This window comes from Streptomyces cyaneofuscatus (assembly GCF_000718135.1).
In the GTDB taxonomy this organism is placed as follows: domain Bacteria; phylum Actinomycetota; class Actinomycetes; order Streptomycetales; family Streptomycetaceae; genus Streptomyces; species Streptomyces cyaneofuscatus.
The window spans coordinates 189489-213174 of record NZ_JOEM01000004.1 but is presented as its reverse complement, the minus strand read 5'-3'; the positions used below and the strand labels follow the sequence as shown (position 1 = coordinate 213174).

18 protein-coding genes and 2 tRNA genes are annotated in these 23686 nt (G+C 69.4%); 18 read left to right on the top strand and 2 right to left on the bottom strand.

What is annotated here, in order from left to right; translation table 11 throughout:
• Window positions 1–397: 397 nt before the first annotated feature.
• Window positions 398–592 carry a hypothetical protein gene (locus IF17_RS1000000137345; protein ID WP_026241379.1) on the top strand — a complete coding sequence of 65 codons (195 nt, stop codon included), beginning with the start codon at window positions 398–400 and terminating at the stop codon, window positions 590–592.
• Between the two features lie 78 nt (window positions 593–670).
• Here IF17_RS1000000137345 and IF17_RS0108235 read toward each other — a convergent pair.
• Window positions 671–744 (bottom strand) — tRNA-Gly (locus IF17_RS0108235).
• A 185-nt stretch (window positions 745–929) separates the two neighbouring features.
• Here IF17_RS0108235 and IF17_RS0108230 point away from each other — a divergent pair.
• From IF17_RS0108230 to clpX, 5 genes are all read left to right on the top strand, one after another.
• Window positions 930–1006, top strand: a tRNA-Pro gene (locus tag IF17_RS0108230).
• Between the two features lie 151 nt (window positions 1007–1157).
• Window positions 1158–2552, top strand: a complete 1395-nt coding sequence (gene tig / locus IF17_RS0108225) for a trigger factor (protein WP_030563673.1) — start codon at window positions 1158–1160, stop codon at window positions 2550–2552.
• A 302-nt stretch (window positions 2553–2854) separates the two neighbouring features.
• On the top strand, window positions 2855–3460 hold the full coding sequence (locus IF17_RS0108220) for an ATP-dependent Clp protease proteolytic subunit (RefSeq protein WP_030563671.1): 606 nt from the start codon (window positions 2855–2857) through the stop codon (window positions 3458–3460).
• 79 nt (window positions 3461–3539) lie between these two features.
• Window positions 3540–4223 (top strand): ATP-dependent Clp protease proteolytic subunit, encoded by a 684-nt coding sequence (locus IF17_RS0108215; protein WP_030563669.1) that lies wholly within the window; start codon window positions 3540–3542, stop codon window positions 4221–4223.
• 158 nt (window positions 4224–4381) lie between these two features.
• Window positions 4382–5680 carry an ATP-dependent Clp protease ATP-binding subunit ClpX gene (gene clpX, locus IF17_RS0108210; protein WP_030563667.1) on the top strand — a complete coding sequence of 433 codons (1299 nt, stop codon included), beginning with the start codon at window positions 4382–4384 and terminating at the stop codon, window positions 5678–5680.
• 93 nt (window positions 5681–5773) lie between these two features.
• Here the strand turns inward: clpX and IF17_RS0108205 are convergent, their stop codons facing one another.
• Window positions 5774–6793 (bottom strand): hypothetical protein, encoded by a 1020-nt coding sequence (locus IF17_RS0108205; protein WP_030563665.1) that lies wholly within the window; start codon window positions 6791–6793, stop codon window positions 5774–5776.
• Between the two features lie 137 nt (window positions 6794–6930).
• Between IF17_RS0108205 and IF17_RS0108200 the strand changes: the two genes are divergently transcribed.
• The 12 genes from IF17_RS0108200 (at window position 6931) to IF17_RS0108145 (ending at window position 23610) form a co-directional block, all read left to right on the top strand.
• Window positions 6931–9552 carry a valine--tRNA ligase gene (locus tag IF17_RS0108200; protein ID WP_030563663.1) on the top strand — a complete coding sequence of 874 codons (2622 nt, stop codon included), beginning with the start codon at window positions 6931–6933 and terminating at the stop codon, window positions 9550–9552.
• A gap of 137 nt (window positions 9553–9689) precedes the next feature.
• Entirely contained in the window at window positions 9690–11213 is a 1524-nt protein-coding gene (gene folC / locus IF17_RS0108195) for a bifunctional tetrahydrofolate synthase/dihydrofolate synthase (protein WP_030563661.1), read from the top strand.
• A gap of 7 nt (window positions 11214–11220) precedes the next feature.
• Window positions 11221–11601, top strand: a complete 381-nt coding sequence (locus tag IF17_RS0108190; RefSeq protein WP_030563659.1) for a DUF4233 domain-containing protein — start codon at window positions 11221–11223, stop codon at window positions 11599–11601.
• Window positions 11602–11743: 142 nt separating this feature from the next.
• Window positions 11744–12157, top strand: coding sequence for a nucleoside-diphosphate kinase (gene ndk, locus IF17_RS0108185; protein WP_030563657.1), 414 nt, complete (start codon window positions 11744–11746; stop codon window positions 12155–12157).
• A gap of 288 nt (window positions 12158–12445) precedes the next feature.
• Window positions 12446–13465 carry a rod shape-determining protein gene (locus IF17_RS0108180; RefSeq protein ID WP_015608503.1) on the top strand — a complete coding sequence of 340 codons (1020 nt, stop codon included), beginning with the start codon at window positions 12446–12448 and terminating at the stop codon, window positions 13463–13465.
• Window positions 13466–13636: 171 nt separating this feature from the next.
• Complete coding sequence (mreC, locus tag IF17_RS0108175; RefSeq protein WP_018511484.1) at window positions 13637–14707, top strand: rod shape-determining protein MreC; 1071 nt, start codon at window positions 13637–13639, stop codon at window positions 14705–14707.
• 11 nt (window positions 14708–14718) lie between these two features.
• Entirely contained in the window at window positions 14719–15384 is a 666-nt protein-coding gene (gene mreD, locus IF17_RS0108170) for a rod shape-determining protein MreD (RefSeq protein WP_030563655.1), read from the top strand.
• Window positions 15385–15418: 34 nt separating this feature from the next.
• Window positions 15419–17638 carry a penicillin-binding protein 2 gene (gene mrdA / locus IF17_RS0108165; RefSeq protein WP_030563653.1) on the top strand — a complete coding sequence of 740 codons (2220 nt, stop codon included), beginning with the start codon at window positions 15419–15421 and terminating at the stop codon, window positions 17636–17638.
• A complete protein-coding gene (gene rodA / locus IF17_RS0108160; RefSeq protein WP_030563651.1) occupies window positions 17638–18831 on the top strand; it encodes a rod shape-determining protein RodA in 1194 nt (397 codons plus the stop codon). The genes mrdA and rodA overlap by 1 nt, the downstream gene beginning before the upstream one ends.
• A 29-nt stretch (window positions 18832–18860) precedes the next feature.
• The gene (locus IF17_RS0108155; RefSeq protein ID WP_030563649.1) at window positions 18861–20387 is read left to right on the top strand and encodes a CYTH and CHAD domain-containing protein; all 1527 of its coding nucleotides are present in this window, start codon (window positions 18861–18863) and stop codon (window positions 20385–20387) included.
• 52 nt (window positions 20388–20439) lie between these two features.
• Window positions 20440–22368 carry a TIGR03960 family B12-binding radical SAM protein gene (locus IF17_RS0108150; protein WP_030563647.1) on the top strand — a complete coding sequence of 643 codons (1929 nt, stop codon included), beginning with the start codon at window positions 20440–20442 and terminating at the stop codon, window positions 22366–22368.
• 66 nt (window positions 22369–22434) lie between these two features.
• Window positions 22435–23610 (top strand): hypothetical protein, encoded by a 1176-nt coding sequence (locus IF17_RS0108145; protein ID WP_030563645.1) that lies wholly within the window; start codon window positions 22435–22437, stop codon window positions 23608–23610.
• Window positions 23611–23686: the final 76 nt, after the last annotated feature.

Below are 23686 nucleotides of genomic sequence, written 5' to 3'. Positions count from 1 at the left end.
ATATCGCGTGTTCCCGCCTATTCGCAGGTGAAACAGTCGAACACTGCCCGCTATGACACGCTTGATCCCCCTTAAACAGGGCATATCGGCGGCGTGTTGAGCGAGTGAATTACATCGCAACCGACGGCTCGAATTACCTGTGAACGACCTGTGAGGATAGGGAAACGGTCACCGCGGCCTGAGTCGGTGAATATGCGGCCGCACGGATTTCGCGGCGGAGGTGCGGCTGCCCGGCGTGGAGCCCCCGTGAGCTGGGCAGGATGGCGGGATCCGGTCAGTGCGATCCGTCACCCGGCAGCAGACACCCGGGAGTTGGTGGCACGATGGACGCGACGGGGCGCGCAGTGGAGCACGTTTCCGGGCCGGCAAGGCGGACCGACCGAGGGTGTGATCAGACGTGGCTATTTCACTGTCTATGGTGCTGCTGTTCGCGGTCATCCTGGTGGTGCTGATCCGTGGGGGCTCCATCAAGCCCGGCCCCGCGCTCGTCGCCGTGCTGTTCGGGTTCTTCCTGGCGTCGACCGGCATGGCCCCGTCGATCAACAGGTTCATGAACTCGATAGCGGACACGATCAACCAGATCAGCTTCTGAGCCGGTCCGGCTCCCGTACGCAGAAGCCTGGTACGCAAGAGGCCCGGTCCGACGAAGATGTCGGACCGGGCCCAGGCGTGGAGCGGGCGACGGGAATCGAACCCGCGTAGCTAGTTTGGAAGACTAGGGCTCTACCATTGAGCTACGCCCGCGAGTGGTGCACCGCAGGTCCAGCGGACCGCGGCACGGAAAGCATCGTAGCGGGTCGGCGGCGCTCTCCGCACACCCGTTGACGCCGGCCGCCGGACCACCGCTCCCCGGCCGCCTCGTGAACCCGGCCACCCGGTAAAGCGACCGACGCACGGCTCCGGTGCATGTACCCTACGTGTCGCACCGACGGGGTGTGGCGCAGCTTGGTAGCGCGTCCGCTTTGGGAGCGGAAGGTCGTCGGTTCGAATCCGGCCACCCCGACCACCAGCAAGATCGCATTGTGGGAGTCCTCCCCCTTGCCGTTACTATGCAAATTGCGTGCCCGTGTGTCTGATGTACCGGGCTCGGTCCGCGAAGCCACCAATCAGGCGGCCCAGCAGAACCCCAAGAAGTCAGCCACCAAGGAGACCGAACCGTGAAGAGCGCCGTGGAGACCCTGAACCCGACTCGGGTTCGGCTCAGCATCGAGGTGCCCTTCGAGGAGCTCAAGGACAGCCTCGACGCGGCGTACAAGAAGATCAACCAGCAGGTCACGGTGAAGGGCTTCCGCAAGGGCAAGATCCCCGCCCGGGTCATCGACCAGCGGTTCGGCCGCGGTGCTGTGCTGGAGGAGGCCGTCAACGACGCCCTCCCGAAGTTCTACACCGAGGCGGTCAACGAGGGTGAGCTGAACGTCCTCGGCCAGCCCGAGGTCGACATCACCGAGCTGAAGGACGGCGAACTGCTGGCCTTCACCGCCGAGGTTGACGTACGCCCCGAGATCGAGATCCCGGACTACTCCGGCATCGAGGTCACCGTCGACGCCCTCGAGGTCACCGACGAAGAGGTCCAGAAGGCCGTGGAGCAGCTGCGCGAGCGCTTCGCCTCCACCAACCCGGTCGAGCGCGCCGCCGCCGACGGCGACGTCGTCACGATCGACCTGGAGGCCAAGGTCGACGGTGAGGTCCTGGAGGACGGCGTGGCCGCGGGTGTCTCGTACACCATCGGTTCCGGCGAGCTCCTCGACGGCATCGACGAGGCCGTGACCGGCCTGGAGGCCGGTGGCGAGGCCACCTTCACCTCCGAGCTGAAGGGCGGCTCCGCCGAGGGCAAGGCCGCGGAGGTCACCGTCAAGGTCACCGCCGTCGCCGCCCGTGAGCTCCCCGAGCTGGACGACGACTTCGCCCAGATGGCCAGCGAGTTCGACACGCTGGAGGAGCTGAAGGCCGACAGCCGCAAGCGCCTGGAGACCACCAAGCAGTACGACCAGGCCACCCAGGCCCAGGAGCGGGTCCTGGAGGAGCTGCTGAAGCTCGCCGAGGTCCCGATCCCGGAGAAGCTGCTCGCGGACGAGGTCCAGACCCGCAAGCACAACCTGGAGCACCACCAGCTCGGTCAGATGGGTCTCGACCTCGAGAAGTACCTCGAGATCCAGGGCAAGACCCTGGAGGAGTTCGAGAACGAGACCTCCGAGCAGGCCATCAAGGGCATCAAGACCCAGTTCATCCTGGACGAGCTCGTCAACAAGGAGAAGCTGAACGTCAACCAGGAGGAGCTCACCGAGCACCTCATGCGGCGTGCTGCCTCCTCCGGCATGAGCCCCGACCAGTTCGCCCAGGCCGTCGTCGAGGGTGGCCAGGTGCCGATGCTCGTCGGCGAGGTCGCCCGCGGCAAGGCGCTCGCCGTCGTCGTCGAGGCCGCCAAGGTCGTCGACACCAACGGTGAGGTCGTCGACCTCGAGGACGACGAGGACGAGAACACGGAGACGGCCGCCGAGGCCGCCACCGAGGACAAGGCGGCCGACAAGGCCGAGGAGAAGAACGAGGCCTGAGCCTCGCCCTGATCCCCGCCGGTCCCACGCCGATCGGCAACGACGGGCCCCGGACGCACCACACGCGTCCGGGGCCCGTCGCCGTATCCCCCGTCCGTACCGCCGTGCGGGCCCGGAACCCCTGTGCCCCCTGCGGACCTTGCGCTCCCAGCGAACAGTTGCGGAACCGGGATGGCGTTGTCCCACCTGCGCGTTAGGGTCCATGAAGAGGAAGGGTGGGGGAGTCCCTCACCCGCCCGGTACGAAGACGCTGAGACGGCCGGAGCCGTCAGAGACGAGCAGGTGGATACGTGACGAATCTGATGCCCTACGCCGCCGGAGAGCCGTCCCTCGGTGGAGGCCTCGGTGACCAGGTCTACAGCCGACTGCTCGGCGAGCGCATCATCTTCCTCGGTCAGCAGGTCGACGATGACATCGCCAACAAGATCACCGCACAGCTCCTGCTCCTTGCCGCCGACCCGGACAAGGACATCTACCTCTACATCAACAGCCCCGGTGGTTCGGTGACGGCCGGCATGGCGGTCTACGACACCATGCAGTACATCCCGAACGACGTGGTCACCATCGGGATGGGCATGGCGGCCTCGATGGGCCAGTTCCTGCTCACCGGCGGTGCCGCGGGCAAGCGCTTCGCGCTCCCCAACACCGACATCCTCATGCACCAGGGTTCGGCCGGCATCGGCGGAACGGCCTCGGACATCAAGATCCAGGCCCAGTACCTGCTCCGCACCAAGACGCGCATGGCCGAGATCACGGCCCGCCACTCCGGCCAGACCGTCGAGACGATCATCCGCGACGGCGACCGCGACCGCTGGTACACGGCGGAGGAGGCCAAGGACTACGGCCTCATCGACGAGATCATCACGGTCGCGTCGGGCATCCCGGGCGGCGGCGGCACGGGTGCCTGATCCGGTTCCCACCGGACCGGCAGCACCTCCCGCACACCTCTCGTACGCCGAGACCCCCAGCCCACAGAACGCCACCAGGATGGTGAACACCCACATGAACAACTTCCCCGGCGCCTCCGCGAGCGGCCTCTACACCGGCCCGCAGGTGGACAACCGCTACGTCGTCCCGCGCTTCGTGGAGCGCACCTCGCAGGGTGTGCGTGAGTACGACCCGTACGCGAAGCTCTTCGAGGAGCGCGTGATCTTCCTCGGCGTCCAGATCGACGACGCCTCGGCCAACGACGTCATGGCGCAGCTCCTGTGCCTGGAGTCGATGGACCCGGACCGCGACATCTCGATCTACATCAACAGCCCCGGCGGCTCGTTCACCGCGCTCACCGCGATCTACGACACGATGCAGTTCGTGAAGCCGGACATCCAGACGGTCTGCATGGGCCAGGCCGCCTCCGCCGCCGCCGTCCTGCTCGCCGCAGGCACCCCGGGCAAGCGCATGGCGCTCCCGCACGCCCGCGTCCTGATCCACCAGCCGTCCTCGCAGACGGGCCGCGAGCAGCTCTCCGACCTGGAGATCGCGGCCAACGAGATCCTCCGGATGCGTACGCAGCTGGAGCAGATGCTGGCCCGCCACTCGACGACCCCGCTGGAGAAGATCAGCGAGGACATCGAGCGTGACAAGATCCTCACGGCCGAGGACGCCCTGGCGTACGGGCTCGTCGACCAGATCGTGTCCACCCGTAAGACGACCGCGGGCGCATCGGTCTGACGTCGGTCTTTCCCCTTGGCACATTCCGTTTGCACGGTCTCGGCCGTGTGAACCGTGCCAAGGGGGGCCCGAACGGGGGCCCAGGCAAGGTACCGTCGGATAGAGGCACCAGGAGTCGCTGAACCAGGCGGTCTCCCAGGCGAAGGGGAAGCAACCTCGTGGCACGCATCGGTGATGGCGGCGACCTGCTCAAGTGCTCGTTCTGTGGCAAGAGCCAGAAGCAGGTGAAGAAGCTCATCGCGGGACCCGGTGTGTACATCTGCGACGAGTGCATCGATCTCTGCAACGAGATCATCGAGGAGGAGCTCGCGGAGACGAGCGAGGTCCGCTGGGAAGAGCTTCCCAAGCCCCGCGAGATCTACGAGTTCCTCGAGGGGTACGTCGTCGGGCAGGAGCCCGCGAAGAAGGCCCTCTCGGTCGCGGTGTACAACCACTACAAGCGGGTCCAGGCCGGGGAGAACGGCGGCGGCGCGAACCGTGAGGACGCGATCGAGCTCGCCAAGTCGAACATCCTGCTGCTGGGCCCCACCGGCTCCGGCAAGACGCTCCTCGCGCAGACCCTGGCCCGCATGCTCAACGTCCCGTTCGCCATCGCGGACGCCACCGCGCTGACGGAGGCCGGCTATGTCGGCGAGGACGTCGAGAACATCCTGCTGAAGCTGATCCAGGCGGCCGACTACGACGTCAAGAAGGCGGAGACCGGGATCATCTACATCGACGAGATCGACAAGGTCGCCCGCAAGAGCGAGAACCCGTCGATCACCCGCGATGTCTCCGGCGAGGGCGTCCAGCAGGCCCTGCTGAAGATCCTGGAGGGCACCACCGCCTCCGTGCCGCCGCAGGGCGGACGCAAGCACCCGCACCAGGAGTTCATCCAGATCGACACGACGAACGTGCTGTTCATCGTGGGCGGCGCCTTCTCCGGACTGGAGAAGATCATCGAGTCCCGGGCCGGCGCCAAGGGCATCGGGTTCGGCGCCACGATCCGCTCCAAGCTGGAGATCCAGGCGAGCGACCAGTTCCAGGAGGTCATGCCGGAGGACCTGGTGAAGTTCGGGATGATCCCCGAGTTCATCGGCCGTCTTCCCGTGCTGACCTCGGTCCACAACCTGGACCGCGAGGCGCTGCTCCAGATCCTCATCGAGCCGCGCAACGCCCTGGTCAAGCAGTACCAGCGCCTCTTCGAACTCGACGGCGTGGAGCTGGAGTTCGAGCGCGAGGCGCTGGAGGCCATCGCCGACCAGGCGATCCTGCGCCAGACCGGAGCGCGCGGCCTGCGCGCCATCATGGAGGAAGTCCTCCAGTCCGTGATGTACGAGGTCCCGTCCCGCAAGGACGTCGCCCGCGTCGTCATCACCCCGGACGTCGTCCGCAACCACGTCAACCCGACGCTCGTCCCGCGCGAGCCGCGCACGATCGGCAAGAACGACGGCGGCCGCCACGAGAAGTCCGCGTAGCGACAGGACAGTCAGCACAGTCACGTACGCCGAAGGGGCGCCCGACCGGTCAACCGGCGGGCGCCCCTTCGGCGTTGAGGCAGACCAGGCGCGTCAGATCTTGGTGCGCGAGGTGTTGTAGAGCTTGGCGGCGAGGGCGGCCACATCGTCCTGGGCGATGCCCTTGCCGGTCAGGGCACCGCCGACGTCCACGGCGACGACCATGCCGACGGTGCTGTAGTCGGCCCAGATGCAGACCGGGGTGATGACCTCCTTCGGCCCCTTCGCGAGGGTTCCGTCGGCCTTGTCGTTGATCGTCTTGAGGTCCTGGCACCGCATCAGAGCGCCGTCGAATCCGGCCGGCTTGACGTCCTTGGGGCTGCCGATGAGCGAGACCTTGGCGCCGTTGCTGCTCTCGCTCATCTTCTTCTCGGCGTCACTGAAGGAGTTGTTGATGACCTTGGCCGGGTCCTCGACCTCGCCCCAGTAGCCCTGGAGCAGGAGCAGCTTCTGCGTGAGCGGGTTCTCCTTCGAACCGCTCTGGTACTCGGCGCCGGCCTGCTGCGGGTCCTTGACGCCCGCGGCCTCGGCATCGGCCTTCGACTTCCCCGTCAGCGGACCGGACCGGTCCGGCTTGGCCGGGTCCTTCGCGTAGTCGTCCACGGAGGCGGCGGGCGTCAGCTTGTAGCCCTTGGTGGAGTCGGCCACATCACTGTTGCTCGCGCCGCTCGAGGTGAAGAACCAGACCCCGGCGCCGATGACCGCCAGCGCCAGCACGGACGCCCCCACGATCAGCCCGGTCTTCTTCTTCGGCTGCTGCGGCGGGTACGGCGGCTGCCCCCCGTACACCGGCTGACCGCCGTACGGCGGAGTGGGCGGCTGCTGCCCGTACGGGCCGGGCTGCTGGGGCTGCGGGTAGCCGTAACCGGGCTGGCCCTGCGGGGGCGCGCCGTACGGCCCCGGCTGCTGCGGCGGGACGCCCTGGGGGGCCTGCTGGGGGTATCCGTAGCCGGGCTGGCCCTGCGGGGGGCCCTGCGGCGGCGGGCCGCCGTACGGCCCGGGCTGCTGTCCGTACGGTCCGGGCTGGCCCTGCGGCGGCTGCCCACCGTACGGGCCCGGCTGGTTGTAGCTCATTGCGGTGTCCCCTCCGAAACTTTTATGCGTTGCGGACATCCTGACGGAAGCCGCCCTGACATGGGCCATCGGCCCGGACACCGTTACTGAACCAATCCGTTTCAGTGCAGACCTGTGACGGCCCTAAACTGTCCCCCGTGACCGAGAACTCATCGCAGCAGCCAGCCAGCAACCCCGAACTGCCGACCTCGTACGCGCCGGCCGATGTAGAGGGGAAGCTGTACGAGCGCTGGGTAGAGCGTGGTTACTTCGAAGCCGACGAGCACAGCGACAAGCCGCCCTACAGCATCGTCATCCCGCCGCCGAACGTCACCGGCTCCCTCCACCTGGGGCACGCCTTCGAGCACACCCTGATCGACGCCCTCGTCCGCCGGAAGCGGATGCAGGGGTTCGAGGCGCTCTACCAGCCGGGTATGGACCACGCCGGCATCGCCACCCAGAACGTCGTCGAGCGCGAGCTCGGCAAGGAGGGCAAGTCCCGCCACGACCTGGGCCGTGAGGCCTTCGTCGAGCGCGTCTGGCAGTGGAAGAACGAGTCCGGCGGCCAGATCTCCGGCCAGATGCGCCGCCTCGGCGAGGGCGTCGCCTGGTCCCGTGAGCGCTTCACCATGGACGAGGGCCTCTCCAAGGCCGTCCAGACCGTCTTCAAGCAGATGTACGACGACGGGCTGATCTACCGCGCCGAGCGCATCATCAACTGGTGCCCGCGCTGTCTCACCGCGATCTCCGACATCGAGGTCGAGTACCAGGAGGACGACGGCGAGCTCGTCTCCATGACGTACGGGGAGGGTGACGAGACCATCGTCGTCGCCACCACCCGCGCCGAGACGATGCTCGGTGACACCGCCGTCGCCGTCCACCCCGACGACGCGCGCTACCAGCACCTGATCGGCAAGCAGATCAAGCTGCCGCTGACCGACCGGACGATCCCCGTCGTCGCCGACCACCACGTCGACCCGGAGTTCGGCACCGGCGCGGTCAAGGTGACCCCCGCGCACGACCCGAACGACTTCGAGATCGGCAACCGTCACGACCTGCCGTTCATCACCGTCCTCGACGAGCGCGCGGTCATCACCGTCCCCGGCCCCTTCGAGGGGCTGGACCGCCTGGAGGCCCGCTCCGCGATCGTCGCCGCCCTGCGCGCCGACGGCCGGATCGTCGCCGAGAAGCGGCCGTACGTCCACGCCGTCGGGCACTGCTCGCGCTGCAAGACCACCATCGAGCCGCGCCTCTCCCTCCAGTGGTGGGTCAAGGTCGCCCCGCTCGCCGAGGCCGCCGGTGACGCGGTCCGCGACGGCAAGGTCAAGATCCACCCGCAGGAGATGGAGAAGCGGTACTTCGACTGGGTCGACAACCTCCACGACTGGTGCATCTCGCGCCAGCTCTGGTGGGGCCACCGCATCCCCGTCTGGTACGGCCCGAACGGCGAGGTCGTCTGCGTCGGACCGGACGACGAGGCGCCCAGCGGCGAGGGCTGGACCCAGGACAGCGACGTCCTGGACACCTGGTTCTCCTCGGGCCTGTGGCCCTTCTCCACCCTCGGCTGGCCCGAACGGACCGACAGCCTCGCGAAGTTCTACCCGAACTCCGTCCTGGTCACCGGCTACGACATCCTCTTCTTCTGGGTCGCCCGGATGATGATGTTCGGCCTGTACGTCAACGACGGCGTCCCGCCGTTCGGGACCATCGTCCTGCACGGCATGGTCCGCGACGAGCACGGCAAGAAGATGTCGAAGTCCTTCGGCAACGTGGTCAACCCGCTGGACTGGATGGACAAGTACGGCTCCGACGCCCTGCGCTTCACCCTCGCGCGCGGTGCCAACCCCGGCACCGACGTGCCCATCGGTGAGGACTGGGTCCAGGGTTCGGCGAAGTTCTCCAACAAGATCTGGAACGCCACCCGCTTCGCCCTGATGAACGGCGCCACGATCGAGGGCGACCTGCCCCCGGTCGAGGAGATGTCGGTCACCGACCGCTGGATCCTGTCCCGGCTCAACAAGACGGTCGCCGACGTCGACGCGTTCTACGACGACTTCCAGTTCGCCAAGATCAGTGAGGCGCTGCGCCACTTCGCGTGGGACGAGGTCTTCGACTGGTATGTCGAGCTCTCCAAGACCACGTTCTTCGCGGGCGGCCGACCGGCCGAGGTCTCGGGCCGGGTCCTCGGCGAGGTCCTGGACGTGATGCTGCGGCTGCTGCACCCGATCGTCCCGTTCGTCACGGAGGCGCTCTGGACCGCGCTCACCGGGCGCGAGTCGATCGTCATCGCCGAGTGGCCGGGCGACTCCGGCTTCCGCGACGACGCGGCCGAGAAGGAGATCGAGCTCGTCCAGCAGGTCGTCACCGAGGTCCGCCGCTTCCGCAACGACCAGGGCCTCCAGCCCGGCCAGAAGGTCCCGGCCGAGCTGACCCTGACCGGCACGGCGCTCGCCCCGCACGAGGCGGCCATCCGCCAGCTGCTGCGGCTCCAGCCCGCGGGCGACGGCTTCCACGCCACCGCCTCGCTCCCGGTCGCCGGGGCCACTGTGGCCCTGGACCTCTCCGGCACGATCGACGTGGGGGCCGAGCGCAAGCGGCTCACCAAGGACCTGGAGGCGGCGCAGAAGGAGAAGGCGCAGGCCACCGGGAAGCTCGGCAACGAGGCGTTCCTCGCCAAGGCCCCGGACAACGTGGTCGACAAGATCCGCGACCGGCTCTCCAAGGCCGAGGCCGACATCGAGCGGATCTCCGCCCAGCTGGCGGCCCTTCCCGCGAGCTGATGTGCTGACCGGTGAAGCCCCCGCACCCCGACCGACCGGGAGGCGGGGGCTTCGCCGTACGCACTGCGATCCCCGCCGCTGCGCACTCCGCCCGGGCGCTGCGCGCGATGTCGGCGCCCATCCGTAGACTGGGCCCCGTGAGTGAGCCCCGCCCTTCAGACCGGCACGACGCGTCCCAGCCCGACGACACCTTCGAGGAGATCGTCGGCGAAGAGACCCAGCGCGACCCCGACCTGGCGGTGATCGAAGCCGGGAGCCGCACCCTGCGCACCTACGCGGGTTCCCCCCAGGGCGAAGCGGTCCCCGCCCGACCCACCGACCCCGAGACCGACCAGGCGCTCCGCGCGGTGGAGCAGGAGCTCGCCGGACGCTGGGGCGAGACCAAGCTGGAGCCCTCCGTCACGCGCATCGCCGCCCTGATGGACGTGCTCGGCGAGCCGCAGCGCGCCTACCCCTCGATCCACATTACGGGGACCAACGGCAAGACCTCCACGGCCCGCATGATCGAGGCCCTGCTCAACGCGTTCGAGCTGCGCACCGGCCGCTACACCTCGCCGCACGTCCAGTCGATCACCGAGCGGATCAGCCTGGACGGCTCCCCGATCGAGCCCGAGCGGTTCATCGAGACGTACGAGGACATCAAGCCGTACGTCGAGATGGTCGACGCCCAGCAGCCCTACCGGCTCTCCTTCTTCGAGGTGCTCACCGGCATGGCGTACGCGGCCTTCGCCGACGCGCCCGTCGATGTGGCGGTCGTCGAGGTCGGCATGGGCGGCACCTGGGACGCCACCAACGTCATCGACTCCACCGTCGCCGTCGTCACCCCGATCTCGCTGGACCACACCGACCGCCTCGGCACCACGCCCGCCGAGATCGCCGGGGAGAAGTCCGGTGTCATCAAGCAGGGCGCCACGGTCATCCTGGCCCAGCAGCCGGTGGACGCGGCGCAGGTGATGCTGAAGAAGGCCGTCGAGGTGGACGCCACCGTGGCCCGCGAGGGCATGGAGTTCGGCGTCACCTCCCGCGAGGTCGCCGTCGGCGGGCAGCTGCTCACCCTGCGCGGGCTCGGCGGTGAGTACGAGGACATCTTCCTCCCGCTGTACGGGGCCCACCAGGCGCACAACGCAGCGGTGGCGCTCTCCGCCGTCGAGGCGTTCTTCGGCATCGGCGCCGAGCAGGCCCGCTCGCTCGACATCGACGCGATCCGCAAGGCGTTCGCCGCGGTGATCTCGCCCGGCCGGCTGGAGGTCGTGCGCTCCAGCCCGACCGTCGTCCTGGACGCCGCCCACAACCCGGCGGGAGCCCGGGCCGCGGCGGACGGGATCTCCGAGGCGTTCAGCTTCTCCCGGCTCATCGGCGTGGTCGGCACCAGCGGTGACAAGGACGTGCGCGGGCTCCTGGAGGCCTTCGAGCCGATCTTCGCCGAGGTCGTCGTCACGCAGAACTCCACCGACCGCGCGATGGACGCGGACGAGCTGGCCGCCATCGCCGTCGAGGTCTTCGGCGACGACCGGGTCCAGGTCGAACCGCGACTCGACGACGCGCTGGAGGCGGCGATCACGCTGGCCGAGGAGGACGACGAGTACGCGGGCGCCGGGGTCCTGGTGACCGGGTCGGTGATCACGGTCGGCGAGGCCCGGCTGCTCCTGGGAAGGGGCTGAGTCCCGGATGCGTACGCTCTGCGCCTCGACGCTGCTCGGTGAGTTCTTCGTGATCGGCTTCGCCGGACTCGTCGCGATGAAGCTGGACGACGTCTCCCAGGCCACGGTCTGGACGGTCTGCGGCGCCGGCATGGTGCTGTCCCTGCTGCTCTGCGGGATGCTCGGCCGGCCCGGCGGCGTCCAGCTCGGCTGGGCGCTCCAGGTCGCGCTGGTCCTCAGCGGCTTCGTGGTCCCGATGATGTTCATCCTCGGCCTGGTCTTCGGCGGACTGTGGTGGGCCTCCATCCACTACGGCCGCAAGATCGACGAGGCCAAGGCCCGCTGGGCGGACCAGCAGGACCAGCGGGAGCAGCAGGCCCAGCAGGAGGCCGGCGGGGCCACGGCCTGACCTGACGTCGGGTGCCCGGGGTCCGAAGGTGAACCCAGGCACCGGGCCCGAAGGTGACCCTGAGTGAACCCGGGCGCAGACCCCTCCCCGTATCCCTGTAATCTCGCCTCACCGCACCCGTAGTGTCTGCAAGGAGCCGCACATGACTCAGCGCACCCTCGTCCTGCTCAAGCCCGACGCGGTCCGTCGCGGCCTGATCGGCGAGATCGTCGGCCGGATCGAGCGCAAGGCGGAGTGGCGGATCACCGCGCTGGAGCTGCGCACCCTGGACCACGACACGCTGGAGCAGCACTACGGGGAGCACAAGGGCCGCCCGTTCTACGAGCCGCTCATGGAGTTCATGGCCTCCGGCCCGGTCGTCGCCCTGGTGGCCGAAGGTGAGCGGGTGATCGAGGGCATCCGTGCCCTCGCCGGCCCCACCGACCCGATCGCCGCCGCGCCCGGGTCGATCCGTGGTGACTTCGGCACGATCACCCGGGAGAACCTCATCCACGCCTCGGACTCGCAGGAGTCCGCAGAGCGAGAACTGAAGCTTTTCTTTCCGGGACTTTCCTGACCCGATCGGCCAAACAGCGCTGCTTGCCTGGGGCGACCGAAGTAATTCGGTCGCCCTTCGGCATAGGGTTTGGGATCGCGGGAACGCATCCCTCCGACGTAACGTCACCATGGGTAGAACGGGCAGCCGTTCCGCCTACACCGGCGAAGGACCCTCGCGCTGTGTCCGTGCATACGGCACTACGATGGAAGCTTCCACGCCCGCAGCGCCAACCTCGCCTACCAGAACAAGCCATCTTCGCTACCTGGGAAGGCCCGACGCATCCTCATGGGGAACAAGGGGAACTCAATGTCGTTCATCGGCCGTGACATGGCTATCGACCTCGGGACTGCCAACACGCTGGTGTACGTCAGGGGGCGCGGCATCGTCCTGAACGAGCCGTCCGTCGTGGCCATCAACACCAACACCGGCGGAATCCTGGCGGTCGGCTCCGAGGCCAAGAAGATGATCGGGCGCACGCCGGGCAACATCGTTGCCGTGCGGCCCCTGAAGGACGGCGTCATCGCCGACTTCGAGATCACGGAGCGGATGCTCCGCTACTTCATCCTCAAGATCCACAAGCGTCGCTACCTGGCCCGCCCCCGGGTCGTCGTCTGCGTGCCCTCCGGTATCACCGGGGTCGAGCGCCGCGCCGTCATCGAGGCGTCGACGCAGGCCGGCGCGCGCCAGGTGCACATCATCGAGGAGCCCATGGCCGCGGCCATCGGCTCCGGCCTGCCGGTCCACGAGGCCACGGGCAACATGGTCGTCGACATCGGTGGCGGCACCACCGAGGTCGCGGTGATCTCGCTCGGCGGAATCGTCACTGCCCAGTCGATCCGGACCGCCGGTGACGAGCTGGACAACGCGATCATCCAGCACATCAAGAAGGAGTACTCGCTCCTCCTCGGTGAGCGGACCGCCGAACAGATCAAGATCACGATCGGTTCCGCGTTCGACCTGGAAAAGGACGAGCACACCGAGATCCGTGGCCGGGACCTGGTCTCCGGGCTGCCCAAGACGGTCGTCATCTCGGCCGCCGAGGTCCGCAAGGCCATCGAGGAGCCGGTCAACGCGATCGTCGACGCCGTGAAGACGACGCTCGACAAGTGCCCGCCCGAGCTCTCCGGCGACATCATGGACCGCGGCATCGTCCTCACCGGCGGCGGCGCGCTGCTGCGCGGTCTGGACGAGCGGCTGCGCCACGAGACGGGCATGCCGATCCACATCGCCGAGGACCCGCTGGACTCCGTGGCGCTCGGCTCCGGCAAGTGCGTCGAGGAGTTCGAGGCGCTCCAGCAGGTGCTGGACGCCCAGCCCCGCCGGTAGGACAGCCGGAACATCACCCGATCCGGCGCGCCGACGCTGCGGCTCCGCCCGCCGGATCGTTGATATAGATCGTTGCTGTACACGTACTGAAGTACGCAGGTGCTGACGCACGGACAGCCACGTACACACACAGGCACGAACATTCCGACGAGGAAGGCACGGCCGCCGCACGTGAGGGACACACGAGAGAGCCGGCTGCTCCTGGTGCTGCTGATCGCCATCGCATTCGCCCTGATCACGGTGGATATCCGAGGCGGCGAGGAGTCACCGGTCGACGGCGCACGGCAGGCCGCGGCCACCGTCTTCGGGCCGATCGAGAACGGCGTCGCGACGGCGGTCGACCCGGTGGGCAACGCCATAGGGGCGGTACGGGACTCCGGCAAGCGCCACGACCGGATCTCAGCCCTGGAGCAGGAGAACGCCGCGCTGAAGGCGAAGCTCGGCAGCGACGACCGCACCAACAGCCGCGTCCGCCAGCTCGACGCCATGCTGAAGAACGCGGGCGCCGGTCAGTACGGCATCAAGGGCGCCGAGGTCATCGCCATAGGAGCGGCCCAGGGCTTCTCCTGGACGATCACCATCGACGCCGGGGCCAACGACGGCATCCGCCGCGACATGACCGTACTCAACGGTGAGGGGCTGGTCGGGCGGGTCACCACCGTCGGCCCGAGCACCGCGACGGTCCTGCTCGCCAACGACCCGGACTTCACCGTCGGCACCCGGATGGAGAAGACCGACGAGCTCGGCTTCGCCACCGGCCAGGGCTCCCGCCCGCTCTCGGTCCAGTTCCTCAACGGCAAGGCCAAGGTGAAGGCGGGCGACCGGCTCGTCACCTTCGGCTCCAGCAAGGACAAGCCCTTCGTGCCCGGCGTCCCCGTCGGCGAGGTCGTCCGCGTCGACCCCTCGGGCGGCGCGCTGACCCGGACCGTCTACGTGAAGCCGTACGTCGGGTTCACCAAGCTCGACATCGTCGGCGTCGTCGTCCAGGCCCCCCGCCAGGACCCGCGCGACACGGTCCTGCCCAAGGCGCCCGTCAAGGCGAAGCCCAAGCCCACCCCCACGGTCACCGTCACCGTCCAGCCCAACGGCGACCTCGTCGACGGCTCGGGCAAGGTCGTCGGCAACATCAACGAGAACGCGGGCGACGGCGCGGCAGCCGGCGACGCGGCAGGCAACCAGCAGGGCAACGCCCAGCAACCGGGCGGCCAGCAACCCGACAACGCGGCAAACGACCAGGAGTAGAGCTGACCCCCATGCGCCTCAACCGGACTCTGCTCTCCACCGCCCTGGTCGTCGTCGCCCTCGTCGTCCAGGTGACCGTCCTGGCCCGCCTCCAGCTCCCCGGCGCCGTCCCCGACCTGCTGCTGCTCACCGTGCTCGGACTCGCCTTCGTGTACGGGCCCGTCAGCGGCGCGTTCATCGGCTTCGGCGCCGGCCTCCTCGCGGACCTCGCACCCCCCGCCGACCACGCCGCCGGGCGCTACGCCCTGGTGCTCTGCGTCATCGGCTACCTCGCGGGCCTCGCCCGGCCGGAGAACGGGCAGCTCAAGTCGGCCTTCGCCCCGATGGCCGTGGTGGTCGCCGCCGCACTCGGCTCGACCCTGCTCTACGCGGGCGTCGGCGCCCTCGTCGGTGACACGGCCGCCCGCCATGTGGGCCTGGGCAGCCTGCTGTTCACCGCCGCGCTCTACGACCTGCTGCTGGCCCCCTTCGTCGTACCGCTGATCATGGCCCTGGCCAGACGTACCGAGAACGACCCGCTCTCCGAGGCGTCCGGCGGCAGCAACGACGTCGCCGCGGGCTGGCTCGCCTCCGGCACCGGGCTGCGCATCGGCAACCAGCGCGGCGGCCTGCGCGCGAAGGCCGCCCGCAACCGGGCCGCCCGCGCGGGCCGCATCAAGGGGGTCAAGCGACTGTGAAGCCGTCCATGGTCAAGGACACCGGGGGCACCCAGTGAGCAACATTCCCGAGACCGGGCGGACCCAGCGGGTCCAGATCCGGCTCATCGTCATCCAGGTCCTCGTCTTCTCGCTGCTCCTCACCCTCGGCGGCCGCCTCTGGTACCTGCAGATCCGCAACGGCGACGAGTACACCGCCGAAGCGGCTGGCAACGGCGTCCAGCAGGTCGTCCAGCCCGCCGTGCGCGGCTCGATCCTCGACGCGCGCGGCGTCCCGCTCGCCGACAACGAGACCCGCCTCGTCGTCTCCGCCAGCCGCACCGAGCTGCTGAAGATGAAGGACGACGGCGTCGGCGTCCTCACCCGCCTGGCCGACGTCCTGGACATGAAGCCCCAGGACGTCCGGGACAAGGTCCGCCTCTGCGACTCCAAGACCCCCCAGCCCTGCTGGAACGGCTCGCCCTACCAGCCGATCCCGGTCACCGACGAGGCCACCACCCAGCAGGCCCTCCAGATCCGCGAACGCGCCGAGGACTTCCCCGGCATCACCGCCGAACCCACCGCCGTACGCCGCTACGCCGCACCAGGCAAGGCGAGGACCGCGCAGGTGCTCGGCTATCTGTCGCCCGTCACCGACGAGGAGATCCAGAAGGCGCAGGACGGCCCCTCGCCCTACCTGCGCTCGGACCAGGTCGGCCGGTCGGGACTTGAGCGGACGTACGACAAGGAGCTGCGCGGCAAGGCGGGCGTCACCCGCTACGAGGTCGACAACCTCGGCCGCGTCATGGGCGAGGCCGAGAAGGACCCGGCGGTCCCCGGCTCCAACCTCGTCACCAGCCTCGACGCCCGCGTCCAGGCGGTGGCCGAGTACGAGCTCGCCCAGGCGATGAAGACCGTCCGCCAGGAGACCGACAAGATCACCGGCCGCAAGTACGAGGCCGACTCCGGCGCCGTCGTCGTCATGGAGTCCAGGACGGGCCGCATCGTCTCCATGGCCTCCCAGCCCGACTACGACCCCAACGACTGGGTCGGCGGCATCTCCGGCAAGCAGTACGCCAAGCTCACCAGCAAGAAGTCCAACTACCCGCTGCTGAACCGGGGCATCCAGGGCCAGGCGCCCGCCGGATCCATCTTCAAGGTGGTCTCCGCGAGCGCCGCCGTCCGCGGCGGCCACGCCTTCAACGACCGCTACAACTGCAGCAGCTCCTACAGTCTCGGCAGCCAGACCTTCGCCAACTTCGAGTCCCAGGGGCACGGCCCCATCACCCTCGGCGACGCGCTCAAGTATTCGTGCAACACCGTCTTCTACCGCCTCGGCCACGAGGAATGGGCCAAGGACGGCGGCATAAAGCCGAAGAAGGACGCCAAGAACTGGTTCTACCGCACCGCCCGCGACTTCGGCCTCGGCTCCGAGACCGGCATCGACCTGCCCAACGAGGTCAAGGGCCGCATCCCGGACCGCCAGTGGAAGCAGGACTTCTGGAAGGCGAACAAGGACGCCTGGTGCAAGGAGGGCAAGAAGGGCGGCACCTACGTGCAGCAGATCGCGTACGAGAGCTGCCTCGAAGGCAACCAGCTCAAGGCCTACGACAGCATCAACTACGCCATCGGCCAGGGTGACGTCCTCGTCACCCCCATCCAGATGGCCACCGCGTACGCCGCCATCAGCAACGGCGGAACCCTCCACGCCCCCACCGTCGGCAAGGCCGTGATCAGCCCCGACGGCAAGTCGGTCCAGGAGATCAAGCCCAAGTCCACCGGCAAGCTGCCCGTCGACGCGCAGACCATCAAGGACCTCGACAAGGGCCTGCGCTCGGTGGTCGAGCCCGGCGGCACGGCGGCCTGGCGGTTCGGCGGCTGGCCGCAGGACAAGATCCCGATGCGCGCCAAGACCGGCACCGCGCAGGTGTACGGCAAGCAGACCACCTCGTGGTTCGCCACCTACACCGACGACTTCACCATCGTCATGACGATCTCCCAGGGCGGCACCGGCTCCGGCGCCTCCGGGCCCGCCGTCCGCAAGATCTACGACGCGCTCTACGGCCTCGACGCCGAGGGCAACCAGGATGTGAAGAAGGCCCTGCTGCCCAAGCCCCAGAAGGCGCTGCCGAAGGTCCAGCCCGACGGATCGATCCACGCCCCGAAGATCAAGCCGTACAACCCCGTCCCGACCCAGCCCGAAGGCCAGGAGGCGGACCCGGAGAACCTGGTGCCGCAGCCGCCGGGCCAGCCGGGACTCACCGGATCACCCGCGATGACCGGGAGGCGGCCCTGATGGCAGGTGGCTTCTCCGTATCCCGTTACGCCCCCGAGCGGGGCTCCTGGGCCAAGCTGACCGCCCGCGACTCTTTGACCCGGCGGCTGGACTGGCCGCTGCTGGGAGCCGCGCTCGCGCTCTCCTTCCTCGGCTCGCTGCTCGTCTGGTCGGCGACCCGCAACCGCGACCACCTCACCCAGGGCGACCCGTACTTCTTCCTCCTCCGGCACGCCCTCAACACCGGCATCGGCCTCGCCCTGATGATCGGCACGATCTGGCTCGGCCACCGCACCCTGCGCGGGGCCGTCCCGATCCTCTACGGCATCTCGGTGCTGCTCGTCGCCGCCGTCCTCACCCCGCTCGGCACCACGGTCAACGGCGCCCACGCGTGGATCAAGCTCCCGGCCGGCTTCTCGATCCAGCCCTCCGAGTTCACCAAGATCACCATCATCCTCGGCATGGCGATGCTGCTGGCCTCCCGTGTCGACGCGGGCGACCAGCCCCACCCCGACCACCGGACCGTGGCCAAGGCGCTGGGCATCGCGGCCGTCCCCATGGCCGTCGTCATGCTGATGCCGGACCTCGGCTCGGTGATGGTGATGGCCGTGATCGTCCTCGGCGTCCTGCTGGCCTCCGGCGCCTCCAACCGCTGGGTCTTCGGCCTGCTCGGCGCGGGAGCCGCCGGAGCCGTGTCGGTCTGGCAGCTCGGGCTGCTCGACGACTACCAGATCGCCCGCTTCGCCGCCTTCGCCAACCCGGCGCTCGACCCGGCCGGCGTCGGTTACAACACCAACCAGGCCCGCATCGCGATCGGCTCCGGCGGCCTCACCGGCACCGGGCTCTTCGAAGGCACCCAGACCACCGGCCAGTTCGTCCCCGAGCAGCAGACCGACTTCGTCTTCACCGTCGCCGGTGAGGAGCTGGGCTTCCTCGGCGCCGGACTGATCATCGTCCTGCTCGGTGTCGTCCTGTGGCGCGCCTGCCGGATCGCCCGCGAGACGACCGAGCTGTACGGCACGATCGTCGCCGCCGGCATCATCGCCTGGTTCGCCTTCCAGTCCTTCGAGAACATCGGCATGACGCTCGGCATCATGCCGGTGGCGGGTCTGCCGCTGCCCTTCGTCTCCTACGGAGGGTCCTCGATGTTCGCCGTCTGGGTCGCGATCGGGCTGCTCCAGTCGATCAGGGTGCAGCGCCCGATGTCCGCCTGAATCCGGCGCACGGGGGTAGGTGTCCGTATATGGCGGACACCAAGCGCGAGATCGAGCGGAAGTACGAAGCCACCGACGCCACCCGGCTGCCCGACCTGAGCCGGGTGGCCGGGGTCGGCCGGGTCGAGAAGCGGGGCGTCACGGAGCTGGACGCCGTCTACTACGACACCGCCGACCTCCGCCTCGCCTCCCACTCCCTCACCCTGCGCCGCAGGACGGGCGGGGCCGACGAGGGCTGGCACCTGAAGTTCCCCGTCGCCACCGGCATCCGCGACGAGCTCCACGAGCCCCTCGCCGACACCCTGCCGCCCTCCTTCGCCGCCCTGCTCCGCTCCCGCCTCCGCCATACCGAGCCGGTCCCCGTCGTCCGCCTGCTCTCCTCCCGTGACGTCCAGCACCTGAACGACCCCGACGGCACCCTCCTCGCCGAGGTCAGCGTCGACACCGTCTGCGCCGAACGGCTCGCGGGGGAGGGGACCGGCACCACCGCCACCTGGACCGAGATCGAGGTCGAGCTCGCCGACGACGGCGACCCCGCCTTCCTGGACGCGGTCGAGAAGCGGCTCCGCAAGGCCGGGGTACGCCCCTCGGAATCGCCGTCCAAGCTGGCCAGGGCGCTGGCGGAGACCGGTCCCGTACGCGGGGAGAAGAAGCGGACGGAGGAGGACCCGCAGACGGCCGGGGACCACGTCCTCACCTACGTACGCAAGCAGATCCGCACCATCGTCGACCTCGACCCCGCCGTCCGCCGCGACCTGCCCGACTCCGTGCACAAGATGCGCGTGGCGACCCGCAGGCTGCGCAGCGCCTTCAAGACCTACCGCAGGATCCTGGACCGCGAGGTCACCGACCCCGTCGGCGCCGAGCTCAAGTGGCTCGCCGCTGAACTGGGCGTCGACCGCGACCAGGAGGTCCTCGACAAGCGCCTCGGCGACCGCACCGAGGCGCTTCCCGGCACCCTGGTCCTCGGCCCGGTCCGTGGGCGCCTCCAGGTCTGGTCGGCCGCCCGCCGCACCGGATCGCGCCGCAGGATCACCGACGTACTGGACGGGAAGCGGTATCTGGCCCTCCTGGACACCCTGGACGCGCTCAGCGCCGACCCGCCCCTGCGCCCCGCCGCCTCCCGCGCCCCCGCCAAGGAACTGCCCCGCGCGGTGCTCAAGGACTACAAGAAGCTCGCGCGCCGCATGGACCACGCCCTGGAGCACCCGCCGGGCCCCGAGCGGGATGCCGCGATGCACGAGGCCCGCAAGGCCGCCAAGCGGGCCCGGTACGCGGGCGACGCGGCCAGGCCGGCCCTCGGAAAGCCCGCGAAACGGTTCGCCAAGCGGGTGAAGGCCGTCCAGTCCGTCCTGGGCGACCACCAGGACAGCGTGGTCGCCCGAGAGGCCCTGCGCACCCTCGCGATCGAGGCGCACGCGGCCGGCGAGACCACGTTCACCTGGGGACTTCTGTACGGGCACGAGGAGGCGACCGCCGACGCACGGGAGCGCGAGCTGCCCGAGGTGTGGGCGCGGGCCTCGGAGCCCGTACTGCGGGCGGATCTGAAGCACTGAGCCGCGCGGTACGCTGGATGGTCACCCCAGCCGGCTCACGAAGGTTCGCGAGATGTCTGCCGCATCGGTCTTCCCACAGCTCGAAGCTCTGCTCCCGCATGTGCAGAAGCCCATCCAGTACGTCGGCGGTGAGCTGAACTCCACCGTCAAGGACTGGGACAGCTGCGACGTCCGCTGGACCCTGATGTATCCCGACGCCTACGAGGTCGGGCTGCCCAATCAGGGCGTCATGATCCTCTACGAGGTGCTCAACGAGCGCGAGGGCGTCCTCGCCGAGCGCACGTACAGCGTCTGGCCCGACCTCGAAGAGCTGATGCGCGAGCACGACGTGCCGCAGTTCACCGTGGACAGCCACCGCCCCGTCGGCGCCTTCGACGTCTTCGGGCTGAGCTTCTCCACCGAGCTCGGGTACACCAACATGCTCACCGCCCTGGACCTGGCGGGCATCCCGCTGGAGGCCAAGGACCGCACGGTCGACCACCCGATCGTCCTCGCGGGCGGCCACGCCGCGTTCAACCCGGAGCCGATCGCGGAGTTCATCGACTGCGCGGTCATCGGCGACGGCGAGCAGGCCGTCCTGGAGATCACCGAGATCATCCGGGCCTGGAAGGCCGAGGGCCGCCCCGGCGGCCGCGACGAGGTGCTCTTCCGGCTCTCGAAGACCGGCGGCGTCTACGTCCCGCGCTTCTACGACGTCGAGTACCTCCCCGACGGCCGCATCGGCCGCGTCGTGCCCAACCGGTCCGGCGTGCCGTGGCGCGTCTCCAAGCACACCGTCATGGACCTCGACGAGTGGCCCTACCCCAAGCAGCCCCTCGTCCCGCTCGCGGAGACCGTGCACGAGCGGATGTCCGTGGAGATCTTCCGCGGCTGCACCCGCGGCTGCCGTTTCTGCCAGGCCGGCATGATCACGCGCCCCGTGCGGGAGCGAAGCATAACCGGCATCGGCGAGATGGTCGACAAGGGCCTGAAGGCGACCGGCTTCGAAGAGGTCGGCCTGCTCTCCCTCTCCTCCGCGGACCACAGCGAGATCGGCGACATCGCCAAGGGCCTCGCCGACCGCTACACCGACGACAAGGTGGGCCTCTCGCTGCCCTCCACCCGCGTCGACGCGTTCAACGTGGACCTGGCCAACGAGCTGACCCGCAACGGCCGCCGCTCCGGTCTCACCTTCGCCCCCGAGGGCGGCTCCGAGCGGATGCGCAAGGTCATCAACAAGATGGTCTCCGAGGAGGACCTGATCCGGACGGTGGCCACCGCCTACGGCAACGGCTGGCGCCAGGTGAAGCTGTACTTCATGTGCGGCCTGCCCACCGAGACCGACGAGGACGTCCTCCAGATCGGTGACATGGCGGTCAACGTCATCGCCAAGGGCCGCGAGGTCTCCGGCCAGAACGACATCCGCTGCACCGTCTCCATCGGCGGCTTCGTGCCCAAGCCGCACACCCCCTTCCAGTGGGCCCCGCAGCTGAGCGCCGCCGACACCGACGCCCGGCTGAAGAAGCTCCGGGACAAGATCCGCGGCGACAAGAAGTACGGCCGCTCCATCGGCTTCCGCTACCACGACGGCAAGCCCGGCATCGTCGAGGGCCTGCTCTCGCGCGGCGACCGGCGCGTCGGCTCCGTCATCCGCGCGGTCTACGAGTCCGGCGGCCGCTTCGACGGCTGGCGCGAGCACTTCAGCTACGACCTCTGGATGAACTGCGCCGAGAAGACGCTGCCCGACTTCGGGGTGGACGTCGACTGGTACACCACCCGCGAGCGCACCTACGAGGAGGTCCTGCCCTGGGACCACCTCGACTCCGGCCTGGACAAGGACTGGCTCTGGGAGGACTGGCAGGACGCGCTCGACGAGACCGAGGTCGAGGACTGCCGCTGGACCCCCTGCTTCGACTGCGGCGTCTGCCCGCAGCTCGACCTGGACATCCAGATCGGCCCGACCGGCAAGAAGCTGCTCCCGCTGAGCGTGGTCAACAAGTAACGCGTCGCTGACACTCCGTAGGCCCGGTCCGGCAACCCCGGACCGGGCCTACGCGTCAGTGAGGGCATGGACGACAGCAAGCACCAGGCCTTGGACCGGTACGAGCCCGACACCGCCCTGACCCGGCTGATCAGGATTCCCGTGCGCATCGTGGTGCTGGTCCTGGTGCTGCCCGTCCGCATGGTCTGGGACCTGCTGGCCGCCGGCTGGCACGCCTTCGACCGGACCCTGCTCCGCCCGCTGGGCCGGGGCCTGGCCTGGCTGGCCGACACCCTGGTCCTGACCCCGCTGGCCTGGCTGTTCACCAACGTCCTGACCCCGCTGGCCCTGGCCGTCACCTGGCTGGCCACCGCCCTCTTCATCTGGCCCTGGATCGGCCTGTGGCGGTACGTGGTCGTGCCGGTGGCGAAGTACGGGGTCGCGGTGCCGCTGGTGTGGCTGTACGCGAACCTCCTCACCCCGCTGGGCCGGGGCGCGGCCTGGCTGTTCACCACGCTGGTCGTCGCTCCTGCGATGGGCCTGTGGCGGTACGCGCTCGTCCCGGCGGCCCGGTACGGCGTGATCGTGCCGCTGGTGTGGCTGTACGGGGCCGTCCTCACCCCGGTCGGCCACGGCACGGCGTGGGTGTTCGGAAAGGTGTGGCAGGGCACGGCGTGGACCCTGGGGCTGCTGTGGCAGGGGACCGCCTGGGTCCTCGGCGGGGTCTGGAAGGGGCTCGCGGCCACCGGGCGCGGGCTGGGGATCGCGGTCACCTGGCTGGTCATGACGCTGCTCGTCGCCCCCGCCTCCTGGCTGTACCGCCGCGTCCTCGCTCCGGTCGGCCGGGAGATCGCGGAGGCCGCCGAGGTCGCCTGGCGGATCGCCGGGTACCTCTCCCGGGCGGTGGGCCGGGGTATCGCCTGGCTCTTCCGGCACCTGGTCGGCGTACCGGTGGCCTGGGCGTACCGCACGGTGGGCGTCCCGGTCGGCCACTTCGTCCGGGACGGGCTCTGGGCCTCGGCCCGGCGCGCCGGCGTCGAGGTGGGCCGCGCGGCCCGCGGAGCCCTCGCCACCGCCCGGGAAACCGTGCGGCAGGCCCGCCGCGACGCCTGGCGGGCCCTGGTCGGCGGAATGGGCGGGACGCGGTCCGGGGAACCGCTGGGGGTGCCTGCGCGTACTCTGGGTAGTACAACGACTGTCCCCAGCGCGGCGCAGGCGTCCGAGACCTCCCTGCTGGGCGAGAAACTCGTCAAGCAGGGGTGAGCCGGAGCGGCACCCCGGGGACCACCCCGTATTTCGTGGGCGGCGCTCCACAGCGCCCGCCCCGCACCGAGGAGAA

Excerpts from the sequence above, each read along its gene's own strand:
- IF17_RS0108220 (WP_030563671.1), top strand. The coding sequence starts at position 2,855 with ATGCCCTACGCCGCCGGAGAGCCGTCCCTCGGTGGAGGCCTCGGTGAC.
- IF17_RS0108215 (WP_030563669.1), top strand. The coding sequence starts at position 3,540 with ATGGTGAACACCCACATGAACAACTTCCCCGGCGCCTCCGCGAGCGGC.
- IF17_RS0108205 (WP_030563665.1), bottom strand. The coding sequence starts at position 6,793 with ATGAGCTACAACCAGCCGGGCCCGTACGGTGGGCAGCCGCCGCAGGGC.
- IF17_RS0108190 (WP_030563659.1), top strand. The coding sequence starts at position 11,221 with ATGCGTACGCTCTGCGCCTCGACGCTGCTCGGTGAGTTCTTCGTGATC.
- ndk (WP_030563657.1), top strand. The coding sequence starts at position 11,744 with ATGACTCAGCGCACCCTCGTCCTGCTCAAGCCCGACGCGGTCCGTCGC.
- IF17_RS0108180 (WP_015608503.1), top strand. The coding sequence starts at position 12,446 with ATGTCGTTCATCGGCCGTGACATGGCTATCGACCTCGGGACTGCCAAC.
- mreD (WP_030563655.1), top strand. The coding sequence starts at position 14,719 with ATGCGCCTCAACCGGACTCTGCTCTCCACCGCCCTGGTCGTCGTCGCC.
- rodA (WP_030563651.1), top strand. The coding sequence starts at position 17,638 with ATGGCAGGTGGCTTCTCCGTATCCCGTTACGCCCCCGAGCGGGGCTCC.
- IF17_RS0108155 (WP_030563649.1), top strand. The coding sequence starts at position 18,861 with ATGGCGGACACCAAGCGCGAGATCGAGCGGAAGTACGAAGCCACCGAC.
- IF17_RS0108150 (WP_030563647.1), top strand. The coding sequence starts at position 20,440 with ATGTCTGCCGCATCGGTCTTCCCACAGCTCGAAGCTCTGCTCCCGCAT.
- IF17_RS0108145 (WP_030563645.1), top strand. The coding sequence starts at position 22,435 with ATGGACGACAGCAAGCACCAGGCCTTGGACCGGTACGAGCCCGACACC.